General features: G+C 61.2%; 11 protein-coding genes. 3 read left to right on the top strand and 8 right to left on the bottom strand.

Going from position 1 to position 14,478, the window contains the following annotated elements; genetic code table 11:
* From B0E50_RS00215 to B0E50_RS00180, 8 genes are all read right to left on the bottom strand, one after another.
* Positions 1-822, bottom strand: a complete 822-nt coding sequence (locus B0E50_RS00215; RefSeq protein ID WP_077439108.1) for an isocitrate lyase/phosphoenolpyruvate mutase family protein — start codon at positions 820-822, stop codon at positions 1-3.
* A 240-nt stretch (positions 823-1,062) separates the two neighbouring features.
* A complete protein-coding gene (locus tag B0E50_RS00210; RefSeq protein WP_077439005.1) occupies positions 1,063-2,742 on the bottom strand; it encodes a hypothetical protein in 1,680 nt (559 codons plus the stop codon).
* 403 nt (positions 2,743-3,145) lie between these two features.
* Complete coding sequence (locus B0E50_RS00205) at positions 3,146-3,649, bottom strand: sugar O-acetyltransferase (RefSeq protein ID WP_254427120.1); 504 nt, start codon at positions 3,647-3,649, stop codon at positions 3,146-3,148.
* A gap of 161 nt (positions 3,650-3,810) precedes the next feature.
* Positions 3,811-5,613 (bottom strand): DUF885 domain-containing protein, encoded by a 1,803-nt coding sequence (locus B0E50_RS00200; RefSeq protein WP_077439001.1) that lies wholly within the window; start codon positions 5,611-5,613, stop codon positions 3,811-3,813.
* A 97-nt stretch (positions 5,614-5,710) separates the two neighbouring features.
* Positions 5,711-7,060, bottom strand: coding sequence for a dipeptidase (locus B0E50_RS00195; protein WP_254427119.1), 1,350 nt, complete (start codon positions 7,058-7,060; stop codon positions 5,711-5,713).
* A gap of 64 nt (positions 7,061-7,124) precedes the next feature.
* Positions 7,125-8,222 (bottom strand): S41 family peptidase, encoded by a 1,098-nt coding sequence (locus B0E50_RS00190; RefSeq protein ID WP_168170754.1) that lies wholly within the window; start codon positions 8,220-8,222, stop codon positions 7,125-7,127.
* 102 nt (positions 8,223-8,324) lie between these two features.
* Complete coding sequence (locus tag B0E50_RS00185; RefSeq protein ID WP_077439105.1) at positions 8,325-9,131, bottom strand: isocitrate lyase/phosphoenolpyruvate mutase family protein; 807 nt, start codon at positions 9,129-9,131, stop codon at positions 8,325-8,327.
* A 147-nt stretch (positions 9,132-9,278) separates the two neighbouring features.
* Positions 9,279-10,148: an aldo/keto reductase family oxidoreductase gene (locus B0E50_RS00180; RefSeq protein WP_077439103.1), complete on the bottom strand. Its 870-nt coding sequence runs from the start codon at positions 10,146-10,148 to the stop codon at positions 9,279-9,281.
* A gap of 108 nt (positions 10,149-10,256) precedes the next feature.
* Here B0E50_RS00180 and B0E50_RS00175 point away from each other — a divergent pair, with 108 nt between their 5' ends.
* The 3 genes from B0E50_RS00175 (at position 10,257) to B0E50_RS00165 (ending at position 14,294) form a co-directional block, all read left to right on the top strand.
* On the top strand, positions 10,257-11,153 hold the full coding sequence (locus B0E50_RS00175) for a LysR family transcriptional regulator (RefSeq protein ID WP_077438995.1): 897 nt from the start codon (positions 10,257-10,259) through the stop codon (positions 11,151-11,153).
* Positions 11,154-11,222: 69 nt separating this feature from the next.
* The gene (locus B0E50_RS00170) at positions 11,223-12,191 is read left to right on the top strand and encodes a restriction endonuclease (RefSeq protein WP_077438993.1); all 969 of its coding nucleotides are present in this window, start codon (positions 11,223-11,225) and stop codon (positions 12,189-12,191) included.
* Positions 12,192-12,278: 87 nt separating this feature from the next.
* Positions 12,279-14,294, top strand: coding sequence for a DUF2075 domain-containing protein (locus tag B0E50_RS00165; protein WP_077438991.1), 2,016 nt, complete (start codon positions 12,279-12,281; stop codon positions 14,292-14,294).
* Positions 14,295-14,478 lie beyond the last annotated feature (184 nt).

Below are 14,478 nucleotides of genomic sequence, written 5' to 3'. Positions count from 1 at the left end.
TCAGACGAAGCCGGCAAAGGCGTCATTCAGGCGCTTGGCGGGCGTTCCGCCAGCCAGACCATCGAACGCACCTGCCCTGATCTGTTCGGCAGCTGCGATTGCCGCACCCCAGGCAGCCCGCGCCAGCGCACCGCCGATGCTGATGCGTCGCACGCCGAGATCGGCCAGCTCGGCAACGTTCCACGCGGTATCCACGACCAGCACATTCAGCGGCTTGGGCGCCACCGCGCGAATCATCGTGGCGATATGGGACTTGTCGCGCACGCCCGGTGCATACAGGCAATCGGCACCTGCGGCGGCGAAGGCAACCAGCTTGTCGATGGCCGGCGTGATGGCATCGGCGGCGTGCAGCAGGCCCTCGGTACGCGCCACCAGAATAACATCCTCGCCGGATCGATCGATCGCCGCGCGAGCGGCACGGATGCGTTCCACGGCAAAGGCTGGGGCGTAGAGGCCAAACGGAGCCTCGATATCGCGATCCTCGATCGAGAGGCCGGCCACACCCGCCTGCACGGCAAGACCGACATTGGCTGCCACTCCTTCGGGATCGGAAGCAAAACCGGATTCGAAGTCGGCATTCACCGGAAGGTCAACCGCTTCGCACAAGGCAGTCAGATGCTGCAGCACACCTGCCAGCGTGACCGCGTAATCGGGACGGCCGGTCGACCAGGCATAACCCGAACTGGTCGAGGCCAGCGCGGCAAAACCCAGATGCTGCAGCATCCGCGCACTCCCCACATCCCACGGATTGGGAAGCACGAAACACCCTTGCTGGTGCAGGGTGCGAAAGGCGGCACGTTTGTCGGCGACTGTACGGGTCATCGGAACCTCGACTGATTGATGCGCGTTGATGCGCGCGAAGAAACCGGGTTCCGAATAATGGCCGACTTTTCGTTGATGCGCCGGGAGACCATCATCAGGTTTTGCTTCGCCGTTGCGAGACAGAGGCGTCGAATACGTGCCATGGAAAGGTGCCGCGCATTCGACCCTGCCACTTTCGATCGAGCCATAGCGCCATAGCGTGGCCGAGACGATCAGCCCGGCCACGCTATCGACCCTGTCTCAGTGCCAGTGACCGTGATCGTCGTCATCGGGGGTGAACGACACGCCACGCAGCACTTCACCGAATTTCGCCGTACGCAAGGTCACAAACGACTCCTTCGCGGCGCCGGCTGCCGTGGTGTTCTTCAAGTCGTCACGGATCGCCACGAGCCGATTCGGGTCGGCACCGATGTCGCCATTGCCGCTTACCGTGGAGGTCACCGCCCAAAGCGTGACCTTGCCATCGCGATCGACGCTGCCGGTGAAGTTGCGCAGACCATCGGTGGCCGGTGACCACGGCAGGTTGGTGGCCGAATTGACGCCGACCGGATAGTCGCGAACCGAGTACGACTGACCCAGGCCAAGGCCGGTCTGCAGCGTATAGGCCAGTTTCCAGCTCTGTGCCGTCGCATCGAATACCCACTTCTGCAGGCCTGCCGTGGTCTGCGTCGCAGCGTGTGTGTACAAGTCGCTGCCACCGGTATAACCATCGCCTTCGTCTGCCACATAGACGGTGTTGGCGTCGGCGAACCAGATACCAAACGGATAGGCGAGCGTAGTCGCCGACTTGTTGGGCGTCGAGGGAAACCCGGCCAGCACGCACATGTTGGTTGGCAGCCCTGTCGTAGCCAGCGTGCTTGCGTTGTAGGCCAGTGGCGCGGAAGGCAGCGCGGCACCGGGCACAGGCAAGCCCACGCCATTGGGGCACGCCTTGCCCGTTGTATCCACAAAGTAGACGGTGTTGATGCCGTTGCTGCCGCTACCCTTGGTGTAATAGAGCACGTTGTTGAACACGGTCATGCCGCGGAAGTTGTCGTCCTTGCCGATCTTGTCGGCCTTCTGCCCCAGCACGGTCAGCGAAAAGCTGCTTACCGGCGTATTCACGCCTGGGGTCTGCGCCACCTCCGGCAGCGGTACCGACGTGATGAACTGCGCACCGGCGCCCAGCACGACGCCCATCGGCTGCGGGTTGCTGCCGTTGCCCGCATTGCCGGACGTGTAGAAATAATCGGCATGGCCACGATCGTCGAGGATCGCGGCGCGGCCATTGTTGCCGCTGTAGGCATTGGTTTCGGTAAAGCCGAAACGACCACGGCGATCCACCGTCGCCACCGCGCGATAGAAATTCTGGCCATCCGGATTGGTGGCATCGATCGCGCCCGGAGTGTTCGAGTTGGACACGTCAACCGCATTGACCGGTGCCACATAGCCCATGAACGTCAGGTACCTGTGATCCAGCGACAGGTGCAGGGCCAGCTCCGACTTCGAGCTGAAGCTGGTCACCAGTTCGCCTTCCATCGCAGCTGGAAGGGAGCTGTTGGGCACCTCCAGCGAATTGAGCAGCGACCCGTTCGGCGTCACCTGATCCAGGAAGATGCGCGAGGTGATGCCGAAGTTGGCGTCATAGAGGACATCGTTCCAGACATAGGGATAGGTGCCGTCATAGGGCGCACCGGTGGCTGCGCCACAGCCGCCGGTGGTACTTGCACAGTTCGTCGGCAGGATAGTGCCGACAACAACATTGCTGCTCTTGTTGTCGTAAACACTGCGGCTGACCACAAGATTGCCGGGCAGAAACTGGAAACCATGACCGTGCGAATAATCGTCGGCACTCGCCATCGCGCTGGCCGTAAGTGCACCAATCACCAGCGCAGCCACAACACGCCGGCGGATGGAGTGACCGAGCAGAAGCTTCGTCATAGAGAATCTCCTTGGGTAGGGGTCGTACACGCGCCGGACAGGAGTCGAGGCGTACCAACGCTACGCGCGGCTAATGAACGATTCTTGACAAAACCCCACGCAAGAAACTACGTCACGAAAGAGCACGCAATGTCATGGGAGTCCAGGAGCAGACAGGCAGAAGCCGACGATGACAACGATCAATCGTGGCGTACCCGCAAGGGCGTGCAGTGATGTTGCTTCGCCATCACGACATGCATCCCTCGATGCGCGCCATCCGCATGCCGTCACGGCCGCCGCCACAAGAGCGCTGAGGCGCACGTCAGGACTACCGCATATGCGAACGATGTCCTTTATCGCCAATGGACTTGTTGAGCAGTGTCCCCGTTTGAATTTCCGCTCACGGCCCTTGGCAGATGCTTCTTCAGTCGTCACCAATCGAACGAATGACCCGCGCCGGATTTCCTCCGACAAGCGTATTCGGGGGAACGTCCCTGGTGACGACCGAACCCGCAGCCACCACCGAGTTTTCGCCTACGGTCACTCCGCCGATGATCGTTGCACCGGCTGCGATCCAGACGTTTCTCTCGATCGCAATGGGTTTCCCGATGGTGGTGGAGCGTCGTTGCGAAGGCTCAAGGGGATGGCCCGCCGTAATGATGCTCACGCTTGGCCCGATCATCACGTCGTCCGCGATGTCTAGGCCGCCGAGGTCATAGAAAGTGCAGTTCTGATTGACGAAGACATTTTTCCCGACGCGAATTTCGTCCCCGCCGGCCGTATAGAAAGGCGGGATCAGTGAGAAGCTCTCATCCACCTTCCTGCCGATGAGTTCGCTGAACAATGCCCGGATTTCATCTGCATCGTCGAACGTCAAACGATTGAGTCTGGCGGTGATCGCCATCGCGCGCTTGACGTTGGCCACCATGGCCGCTGATTCCGGCGTCCGCCTGCAAATTCTCCTGGTGCCGACCTCATTCGACATTCGTCACTTTCCTCCGTCGATGGCACCGGGATCCGTCCAATGTGGCTAGTGATCGGGAGGGCCGGAGCCCGCCCAATCCCGAAATTCGGACTGAGCACTGCGGCTTATTGCACTCGCTTGCCGCCATGGGCCGGGATGAATTGCGTGTCCACCGCCTCGGCCAGCTGATCTGGCGGCAGCAGGCCCTGAGCGATGAGGAAGTCGTTGAACTGCTTCAAATTGAAGTTGTTGCCCAGTTCGATCTGCGTGTGCGCACGCAGTTCCAGCAGGCGCGAGTAGCCGTAGAAGTAGGCTGTCGCCTGACCCGGCGAGCGGAACGTGAAGCGGTCGAGTTCCTCGCGGGCGAAGGCTTCGGACAAGCCCACGTCGTTGACCAGGATGTCGTGCGCGCGATCATGCGTGATCAGCCCGAGGTTCAGCATCGGATCGAGAAACGCACGCGCCGCGCGCAGCAGGCGCAGCTGCAGGGCGATCATCTGCCCGCCCTTCGGCTCGTACGGCATCATCATGTATTCGGAATACAACGCCCAACCTTCCACGTTGACGCTGTTGAAGGCGAACAGCGAGCGCGCCAGCGACACGCCATGCTCGACCATCGCCGAGAACTGCAACTCGTGACCCGGCCGGCCTTCGTGTGCGGTCAGCGTCCACGCGCAGGCCTTGCAGGTGAAATCGTCATAGGCCTGGTTGTCGCCCTTGCCGTTCGGCGGATTGCCGAGCGGCAACACGAAGCTGCCACGCTCACCGTGGTTGTTGATCAGCGGCGGCGGATCCATGTGCGGCGCAGGCTCAGCCGCACTCTCGGCCTCCGAGGCCACCCGCATGATCATCTTGCGATCGGGCAGCGAAACGATGCCCTGCTGGCGAATGATGTCCTCGATCTTGCCGATGACCTGGTGGTAGTACGGTTCGATCGAATCGCGGTCGAGCTGCTGCTTCTTCAGGCTCTTGATCACGTCGCGATAGTCGGTGGCATTGATGCCCTCGGCCTTCGCCACATCCGGCGCCATCATCTGCATCTGCGCCTGGGTTTCCATGAATTCCAGTTCGGCCTTCGCGATCAACTCCTGCGGGGTGATGTCGAGGCCAACCTGCTTGAGATTGTTGGCATACACCGCCGGCGGCAGCCGGAAGTCAGTGCGCGCATGCGGCAGCACCGTGCTCTTGACCCACGCGTCGTAGTCATCCAGCTGCTTCTGCAGGGCGTCCAGTGCGGGGCCAGCGCCGTCGATCTTGTACTTGGCGTACAGCTTGCGGATACCGTCGACATAGCGCGCGGTATTGGCCAAGTTCTGTTCGACCTCGACCTTGTACGGACCGATCAGCTTCGGGTTGCCCAGCTTCGCCTGGAACAGCGCCTCGGCCTCCTTCGTCACCGGCGTGCAACCGGCGGTCATGCCCACATAGCACTGCAGGCGCTTGAGTGCAGACGGACGGCGATCCGCGGCAACCTGATCCTGCAACAGTGCGAACTCGCCCTGGAACACCGTCTGGCCGATATCGGCATACGGCAACAGGTACTCCTCGTTGAGCTTGCTTCCCTCGATGTTGCGATCGGCCGCCTTGATCATGATCTCAAGATCCTGGCGCACATTCGGGTCGGTTTCCGTCGCCAGCTTCTTCTGCAAGGTATCGCGCGCCGCCGTCATCGCGGCACGCGAACGCTGCTCCACGTCCGGTTTCAGGTCGATGGCCTTGTCGTCGTAGCCGGGAAAGCCGAACTGCGAGGCAAACTCGGGATTGAAGTCGGCCAGCACCTTCAGCAACGGCTGCGCATCAGCGTTGCTCTTGGCTACCCACGCCGGCGCGGCCATGGGCGCGGAAGTGGACGGAGTAGCGGGCGTGGCCTGTGCGGCGACAGCGCCGCTGAGTGCCAACGCAATACCTGCGATCAGTGGCTTGAACATGGATGGATCTCCCGGTGGATGACCGAGGGTAGACCGTGCGGCGCGGCGCCGGATATGCCGAAGGTCATGCCGGGTGGTCGAATCCGGTTCCACCCCCTCAAGGTTTCTTCGCGACGTCAGCATCCAGTTGCCCGATCGTCGCCGAGGATGGCGGCTCGCTGGCCTGCAGCCGCGCGGCCACGGCGGCGGCTTCGCGCAGCACTCGCAGCATGTTGCCGCCGGCCAGCTTGCCGAGTTCCTCGTCGGTCCAGCCACGTCGCGCCAGCTCCACGAGCAGGGCCGGATACTTGTCGACGCCTTCCAGACCTTGCGGCGTATCGGGAATGCCGTCGAAATCGGAACCGATCCCGACGCAGTCGATCCCGGCCACCTTGCGCACATGCTCGATGTGATCGGCGACCATCGCCAGCGTAACGACAGGCTTGGGATGCTGGCGGTCCCATTCGGCCAGTGCCGCCTTCGTCCGCTCGGGCTGCCCGATATAGAGGCCGGCGTAAGGTGGCGCGTTGTAGCGCGTCTGCTCGGCGGCCCGGTCAGCTTCCCAGCGTGCACGCGCGGCCGACACATAGGACGGCGCAAAAGTCACCATGACGATGCCGTGGTTGCGCGCCACCATCTTCAGCACGTCGTCCGGCACGTCGCGCGGATGATCGTCCAGTGCGCGCGCACCGGAGTGCGAAAACATCACGGGCGCGACCGAGGCATCCAACGCAGCACGCATCGTATCCGGGGATACGTGGCTGAGATCGACCAGCATGCCGAGGCGGTTCATCTCATGCACCACCGCGCGCCCGAACGGCGTCAGCCCATGATGCTTCGGCGCATCCGTCGCCGAGTCGGCCCAGTCGTTGTCCAGCGTGTGGGTCAGCGTCATGTAACGTGCACCGACTGCATACATCTGGCGCAGCACCGGCAGCGAGTCGTCAATCTGGTGGCCGCCCTCGATGCCGATCAGCGACGCCACGCGGCCGGCCTTGAACGCCTGCATGATGTCGTCCGCCGAATAGGCCATCTGCAGATCCTTCGGATAGCGCGCCACCATGGTGTGCACGATATCGATCTGCTCGAGCGTCATCTTCACCGCCGCCGGGCCGGTGATCGTGGGCGGAGTCCACACCGACCAGAACTGCGCACCGACGTGGCCCTTGTGCAGTCGAGGGATGTCGGTCATCAGCGGTGACGGCATTTCACCGTCTTCCGGCTTCAGCGGAAGATTCGCGGTACTCGCGCCAAGGTCCACGCCGGCGGCATTGCCAAAACGTTCGCGGATTTCCCAGGCCAGATCGTTGTGGCCGTCGATCAACGGCGTCGTGGCGAGCACGCGATCGACGCGCGCAATGAGAGCAGTATCGTCCGGTCGGACCGCCATCGCCGGCGACGTGCACAGCGTGGCCAGGATCGTGGCCAGGCCGACCATGGCTTGGGTCGAGCGTCTGCTGATCGTCATGTCCTTTCTCCCCTGTTGTTCCGGATGCGCCAAGGAATCACTGCAAGCATGCAGCCTTTCTATATCACTGCTTGGGCGGCTCGTAGTTGGGCTTCTCGTCTTCGCCTTTCCTGACGCGGGCCAACGTGTGTTGCAGCGCATCCCGCTGCCCGTTGTCCTTGGTCTTCCGGATAAGCGTCTCGAGGATGCTCGCATAAGCCGTCTTCATCGCGTCCGCGGCGGCAACTGCCACATCGGGTTTCACACCCACATGCTCCCAGTTCGTCTTGGTGATCGGATTGATCGCACGCCCGGTCGGAATGAACGCGACGAAGCCATGTCCAAGCGAGAACTCATCACCCGGATTGGCGCCGCCGCCGGTGGTCTGCCCTACCAGGGTGGCCCGCTTCTGCGTCTGGAAGTCATAGGCGCACTCCTCGCCTCCCGAGAAGGTGTAGGCCGAGGTCAGCACGTAAACGGGTTTCGTATAGCGCGCGCCGGCGACAGGCATCGTCCAGTACTGCTGGGTGCTGTTGTCGTGACGCCAGTAGAGATCGTTGAGGTGCCGGCTGTCACCCTCGGTAAAGAAGTAGCTGAGGAAGTTCGCCACCGAAACAGGATCGCCACCGCCGTTCAGGCGCAGGTCGAGGATCAGCGCATCGGTACCCGAGAGCAGATTCATCGCCGAGGCATAGGCACCCGTCACGAACTCGGCCGGAGGGAAAGCGCGAAGATCGAGATAGCCCACGTTACCCGGCAGTCGCTCCACCTTGGCGATACCGAAGCCCATGTGAAGCACAAATTTTCTTGTCTCATCCACATCTTCCTGGGTAGGCGCCTTTTGATCGCCGGGGGAAGCCTTGAAGCTCGGGTCGTAGAGCACACGCAGGTGACGATCCTGACCCGCCTTGCTGAGGTCTGCCGTCAACGTCGTGGCAAAAGCATCGGTCGTCTTGCTGCCGTTGTATGCGCCGTGCGCGTCGTTGGCCGAAAGCTCCACTGCCACCTTGTCGGCGACCGCCGGGAATACATAGTTCGCTTTCATCTGCTTGCCGAGTGCTTCGACAACGGCATTCCGCGTCGAAGCATCAACCGCAGCGGGCGGCGGTGCGGCCTGGGCGAAAGCGCTGGAGATCGAGCCAAGCAACAACAGGCACACAACAAGGGATCGGCAGCGATGCATGGACACTCTCCAGGACAGGTTGGAAACCAAGTCAGAGTACAGTTGCATGAAATGCATTCGAGAAAATGCAACCTGAACCTAGTTTCGGTGGCCTGTCGCCGATCATTTCTCGGCGAACAGCGCCTGCAGCTGCCCATACGGCATCGAGCCCTCGGCCATCGACTCCGAGCGGCCGGTGTCGAGGAAGTCCCTGGCCAGCCTTTCCGCCTGCCCCCACAACATCTGCGAAATGCCGGAGCCCGCGCTGAGCCGCCGCACACCGAGCCGGCCCAGCTCATCCGACGCGGCCAAGCCCGGCCACGCCATCAGATTGATCGGCAAGCCGACGCCTTCCACGATGGCGACAATCTCGGCGGCATCACGAAGCCCCGGCACGAACAAGCCGTCAGCACCCGCAGCACGGTAGGTCGCGCCGCGCGACAGCGTTTCGTCGACACGCTTCGATGCATCGACCAGATTTGCCAGGAAAACGTCGGTGCGGGCGTTGACGAAAATATCCGCACCCGACTTCGACGCGGCATTCTTGATCGCCTCGATCTTCGCCGCAAGATTGCTGGGCGCAGCCGTTCCGTCTTCGATATTGATGCCGGCAACGCCGACATCGAACAGTTGCCGGACGATTTCACCCACAGCCTTCGCGTCGTCCGAATAGCCGTTTTCCATGTCGACCGACAGCGGCACCCGCAACACTCGTGCCATGCTGGCGGCGGCAGCGATCGCCACGTCGGCAGGCATCTTTCCACCGTCGGCGTAACCCTGCGCCCACGCCACACCCGCACTGGTGGTGGCGATGGCCGAGGCACCGAGGCTTTCGAACAACCTGGCGCTGCCGGCGTCCCAGGCATTGGGGAGTCGCAGTGGTTCGGGGCCGCCGTGCATCCGGCGAAACGTGGCTGCTTGCTGGGACATGTCGATCTCCGTGGCATACATCGCGGGTAGAATCGGCAGGGTAACGCCTAGGCCACGATGTCGAACAGCAAGAAACCACATTCCACTCTCGATCCGCTGCGAGCCACCTCACACCGTGGGCCCAGCCAGAGAACCACCGCCCAAGTATCAGCCCTTGCCGATGCTGCCCAACTCGGCCATCACGTTCTGATCGAGCTGCAACTCCGCCACCGCCAGGTTCTCGAGCAGATGACCCAGCGACGACGTGCCAGGAATCAGCAGGATGTTGGGCGCACGGGCCAGCAGCCATGCCAGCGCGACCTGCATCGGCGTGACCCCGAGACGCGCAGCCACATCGGAGAGTGTTTGCGATTGCAGCGGACTGAAGCCACCGAGGGGAAAGAACGGCACGTAGGCGATGCCTCGCCTGGCGAGGGCATCGACGAGGGCATCGTCTTCGCGATGGGCGAGATTGAACTGGTTCTGCACGCAGACCACGGAGGCGATGCGTTGGGCCTCGGCCACCTGCGTGAGGGTGGCATTGCTCAGGCCAAGATGGCGGATCAAGCCCTTCTGCTGCAGCGTGGCCAGTGCGCTGAACTGCGGCTCGATCGACCCTTCGGACGGTGCATGCACATCGCCCATGATGCGCAGGTTGACCACATCCAGCACATCCAGCCCGAGGTTGCGCAGGTTGTCGTGCACGGCCTGCTCCAGTTCGGCCGGGCTCTGTGCCGGGTTCCACGAGGCATCATCACCGCGGAGCGCCCCGACCTTGGTGACGATCACCAAGTCTTCCGCATAGGGATGCAACGCTTCACGGATGATCCGGTTAGTGACATGCGGCCCGTAGAAGTCGCTGGTGTCGATGTGGTTGACGCCGGCTTCCAGCGCCGCGCGCAGCACCGCCACAGCAGCGGCGTGATCCTTCGGCGGCCCGAACACGCCGGGGCCGGCGAGCTGCATGGCACCGTAGCCCATGCGGTTGACGCTGCGGTCGCCGAGCGAAAACGTGCCGGCTTGCTTGAGATGGCTCATGTCTTTCTCCTGGGGACGGTCGATCATTGGGGATGAATCGACTATAGGCTTGCCTCACCTGCTCGATAATCCGCCACACTCCGCACGGGCTGTACGGAGATCCGAACAATGGCAACCGACATGCAGGACCTTCTCGCCTTTCTGGCAGTGGTGCAGGCTGGCGGTTTTCGCGAGGCCGCCCGCGCCGGCAACGGCTCGGCCTCGCAATTGAGCGATGCGGTGAAACGCCTGGAGACACGACTGGGCGTGCGCCTGCTACATCGCACGACACGCAGCGTGTCACTCACCGAAGCGGGCGAGCGTCTGGCCGAACGACTGACGCCAGCGCTGGCCGAAGTGCAGGCGTCGCTCGACGTGGTCAATCATTTCCGCGACAGCCCCGCCGGCACGCTGCGACTCAACGTGCCGGCCAACGTCGCACGCACCGTGCTGCCGCCGATCATCACGCCGTTCCTCAAACGCTACCCCGAGATCCGGCTGGAAGTGATCGTCGAAGACAGTTTCGTCGACCTAGTGGCTGCCGGTTGCGACGCCGGCATCCGCTACGACGAACGCCTTGCGCAGGACATGATTGCCATACCGATCGGCCCGCGCACGCAACGACTGGTCACCGCCGCCGCGCCCGCCTATCTCGCAGCGCATGGACGCCCCGAACACCCACGCGACCTGCTGCAACATGCCTGCATGCGCGGCCAGTTTTCCGGCGGCGCGATACCCGTCTGGGAGTTCGAGCGCGACGGCGAGATCGTGCGCATCGACCCGCAGGGACCCTTGCAGGTTCGCCAGGGCGCCGCCTTCGACCTCGCCGTGCAGGCAGCCATCGACGGACTCGGCATCATTCTCTTGTTCGAGGATTGGCTACGCCCGCATTTCGAAAGCGGCGCCCTGGTGCCCGTCCTCGAACCCTGGTGGCAAAGCTTCAGCGGCCCGTTTCTGTACTACTCCGGCCGCCGGCATTTGCCGTCGCCGCTGCGGGCGTTTGTCGACTTTATTCGCGAGACCTGAGCCGCGAATTCCATTTCCACCGGTCTTGGCACTATTGTGGGGAGGCCAAGGAATGCACAGGGGGAGCTTATGGCCAAGCGCAAGCAAAGCGGATTTGAGGTCGTGGCGTCCATGCCGTGGCCGGTAGGCCTTGTGCTCGGCTTGATCGCCTATATCGCGATACGCCACGGCATCGGTTGGTATTTCGGCGCGACCAACAATCAATTTACGTCCGGACTGGGCAAGCTTGCCGCCACCGGCATCTATGCGCCGATCGGCTGGATAGCGCTGGCCGGCTGCTGGATCGCCGCACTCGCTTCTTTCATCAGCCGTCGAAGCCGTCGACAACTACTCGACAAGCAGACCGGCATCGATAGCCTGCGTCAGATGAACTGGCGCCAGTTTGAGCAACTGACCGGCGAAGCTTTCCGCCGCCAAGGCTATGCGATCGAAGAAACCGGCCTCGGTGGCGCCGACGGAGGTATCGATTTGATCCTGCGTAGGAACGGACAGATCACGCTGGTGCAATGCAAGCAATGGCAGAACCGACAAGTCGGCGTCACAGTTGTGCGTGAGATGTACGGCCTCTTGATGCACCACAAAGCTGCCACTGTAAAGATTGTCGCCCTTGGCGACTACACCACGGACGCACGGCGCTTCGCTCAAGGCAAACCGATCGAACTCATCCATGGCGGCGAACTGATCTCTACGGTGCGTTCTCTACAAACCTCCAAAGCACAGGCTGCGGGACCGATGGACTCGCCGCTTGCGCTTGGCGGAAGCATGCTTGCGAGTTTGCTGGTCATCGGTGTACTTGCGTCTGGCACGTCAGTCGCACCACCAAACGCTATTCCGTCGCCAGCTGCTACCCGACCTGCAGCTGTTCGATTGCAGGCACCCATGAGCCGTCCGGCACCAGCAACGCCATCGGCGCACCCGCAAGCAACGATCTACATGAGCGACTCGCAGGACGCAGCACAGCTACGTGAATGGAAGAAGCAGAATGCGGAGTCGATGAAGATTCTGGAGAAGACAACGAAGGAAGTGCCGCTGCGGTGAAGGTAGGGAATGTCTGGCGTCGCTCACTAAAACTTCGCAATCCGCAGTAATTTGCCGCTAACCTGGACTAACTTTCAGGGGGCTGCGATGGATCAAACAACGACAAATGAGCGATCTCGAGCACGCTGGGGCTATGGCGCAACTATTTCCGAATTTCTGATAGCTAGCCCAAACGCGATTTTAGGATCACTAGCTGTTTGGTCAGATTTTTCAGATGAGCTCGCTCAAAAGTCCGCTTGGATGCAGCAAATCGAGATATTGAGGCGACTGCTCACTTCGAGAGAATCAGCGCATGGCGCACTGTACTTCGAGTATGCCATTCCTCGCCTAGGCCGGCGTATCGACACAGTCCTTATTTTAGAAAATGTGTTGTTCGTACTCGAGTTCAAAGTGGGTGCAACTGGATTCACGCGCAGTGCGATCGATCAGGTCTGGGACTACGCGTTAGACCTGAAAAATTTTCATGACGCAAGCCATCCGATTCCAATTGTTCCCGTGCTGATCGCAACGGGCAAAAGCTGCACGCCGACAGCGATTGAGGTTACTAGTCACCAAGACCTTCTTACTACTCCGGTACTGTGCGGCACTGATGGTCTATCCCGAGCAATCGACCTCGGCCTCGAATTCTTCCAAGAACCGTCTATTGATAGCGACTTGTGGCAACGCGGTCGCTATCGCCCCACACCAACGATCGTAGAGGCAGCAAGGGCGCTTTACGCAGGGCACGCCGTTGAGGAAATCTCACGCCACGATGCGGGTGCAAAGAATTTGGCCATCACGTCCCATCGATTGAGCGAGCTCATCGACCAAGTGCACGCCGAAGGACGGAAGGCTATTTTCCTTATCACGGGTGTACCTGGAGCAGGAAAAACTCTCGTAGGTCTGGACATAGCGAATAAGCACACCAAGAAGGAAGACGAGCTCTACAGCGTGTTCTTGTCGGGTAATGGCCCTCTGGTGAGCGTATTACATGAAGCACTAGCGCGTGATCGCAAAGAGCGGGCTCTCGCCACGGGCGAGCAGCTTCGTATTGGCGAGGCCCGCAGCGCCGTGAAGCAATTCATTCAGAACGTCCACCACTTTCGCGACGACTGCCTTGCTAGCAGCGCCCCACCCATCGAGCACATTGCGCTCTTCGATGAGGCACAACGGGCGTGGGACCTTACACAGACAGCTAGCTTCATGCTACGAAAGAAGGGCACTGACGGCTTTGACCAGTCCGAGCCCGAATTTCTAATTTCCTGCCTTGATCGACATGCCGACTGGGCAGCTGTGGTGTGCTTGGTCGGCAGTGGGCAGGAAATCAATACTGGTGAGGCAGGTATCAGCGAATGGCTTTCAGCCATCCGTCGCCGCTTTACGGATTGGTCGATATATCTGTCTCCCCGACTCCGCGAAATCGAGTATCACGCGGACGCAGAGCTCGAGTCGTTGTCGACCCGCCCCCTCGTGCATTGGGACGAGGCACTTCACCTTGCTACCTCTGTACGCTCATTTCGTTCAGATCGTGTCTCAGGCTTCGTGAACGAGCTTCTAGCTCTCGAGCTCGAGCAGGCGCGAACCACATTGAATCAGGTGCTTCCACACTACCCCATTCGCGTCACGCGTAATCTCGATCGAGCCAAAGACTGGCTAAGGCAGCAGGCTCGGGGATCGGAGCGTTACGGAATCGTGGTTTCTTCGCAGGCCCAGCGTCTCAAGCCTCACGGTATTGATGTGCGAGTGAAGGTAGATCCTGTGCGTTGGTTCCTTGAGGACAGGCAAGACGTCAGGTCCTCTTACTACTTGGAGGATGTTGCTACCGAATTTCAGGTGCAGGGTTTGGAACTGGACTGGGCTTGCGTGGTCTGGGACGGTGATTTACGCCTTGAAGGCGATGAATGGGAGTACTTCGGCTTCAAAGGCAAGCGGTGGGAACGTGTTCGCAAAGACTCAAGACAACGCTATCTGCTTAATGCCTATCGCGTCTTACTCACCAGAGCGCGACAGGGCATGGTGATCGTCATACCAGAGGGCGACCCGGCCGATCCGACCAGACTCCCAGCTTTCTACAATTCTGCCCATCAGCTGTTTCAGGAAGTCGGAATTCCTGCGCTGAGCTAAAAGCGGGGGGACGTCGTCGGAATCATGATGTTGCTGCAGGAATTAGAAGCATTCGTCGTCTGACAGTGACCTCTGCTTGAGGCAACTCCATTGCCGCCTCGAATCGCCAGAAGGTATCGCAAGCTTTTAGCTCGCCTCTCACATTCCGGTTCTCATCTGGGGTCGAACTTGTGAGGCGTGATTG

This window comes from Rhodanobacter sp. C01 (assembly GCF_002001045.1).
Taxonomy (GTDB): domain Bacteria; phylum Pseudomonadota; class Gammaproteobacteria; order Xanthomonadales; family Rhodanobacteraceae; genus Rhodanobacter.
This window is presented reverse-complemented; position numbering and strand designations above follow the sequence as displayed.

What these genes read in the sequence shown, in the direction of transcription:
- B0E50_RS00180 (WP_077439103.1), bottom strand. Translation starts at nt 10,148, where the DNA reads ATGAGCCATCTCAAGCAAGCCGGCACGTTTTCGCTCGGCGACCGCAGC.
- B0E50_RS00205 (WP_254427120.1), bottom strand. Translation starts at nt 3,649, where the DNA reads ATGGTGGCCAACGTCAAGCGCGCGATGGCGATCACCGCCAGACTCAAT.
- B0E50_RS00170 (WP_077438993.1), top strand. Translation starts at nt 11,223, where the DNA reads ATGGCCAAGCGCAAGCAAAGCGGATTTGAGGTCGTGGCGTCCATGCCG.
- B0E50_RS00165 (WP_077438991.1), top strand. Translation starts at nt 12,279, where the DNA reads ATGGATCAAACAACGACAAATGAGCGATCTCGAGCACGCTGGGGCTAT.
- B0E50_RS00190 (WP_168170754.1), bottom strand. Translation starts at nt 8,222, where the DNA reads ATGCATCGCTGCCGATCCCTTGTTGTGTGCCTGTTGTTGCTTGGCTCG.
- B0E50_RS00175 (WP_077438995.1), top strand. Translation starts at nt 10,257, where the DNA reads ATGGCAACCGACATGCAGGACCTTCTCGCCTTTCTGGCAGTGGTGCAG.
- B0E50_RS00200 (WP_077439001.1), bottom strand. Translation starts at nt 5,613, where the DNA reads ATGTTCAAGCCACTGATCGCAGGTATTGCGTTGGCACTCAGCGGCGCT.
- B0E50_RS00195 (WP_254427119.1), bottom strand. Translation starts at nt 7,060, where the DNA reads ATGACGATCAGCAGACGCTCGACCCAAGCCATGGTCGGCCTGGCCACG.
- B0E50_RS00210 (WP_077439005.1), bottom strand. Translation starts at nt 2,742, where the DNA reads ATGACGAAGCTTCTGCTCGGTCACTCCATCCGCCGGCGTGTTGTGGCT.
- B0E50_RS00185 (WP_077439105.1), bottom strand. Translation starts at nt 9,131, where the DNA reads ATGTCCCAGCAAGCAGCCACGTTTCGCCGGATGCACGGCGGCCCCGAA.
- B0E50_RS00215 (WP_077439108.1), bottom strand. Translation starts at nt 822, where the DNA reads ATGACCCGTACAGTCGCCGACAAACGTGCCGCCTTTCGCACCCTGCAC.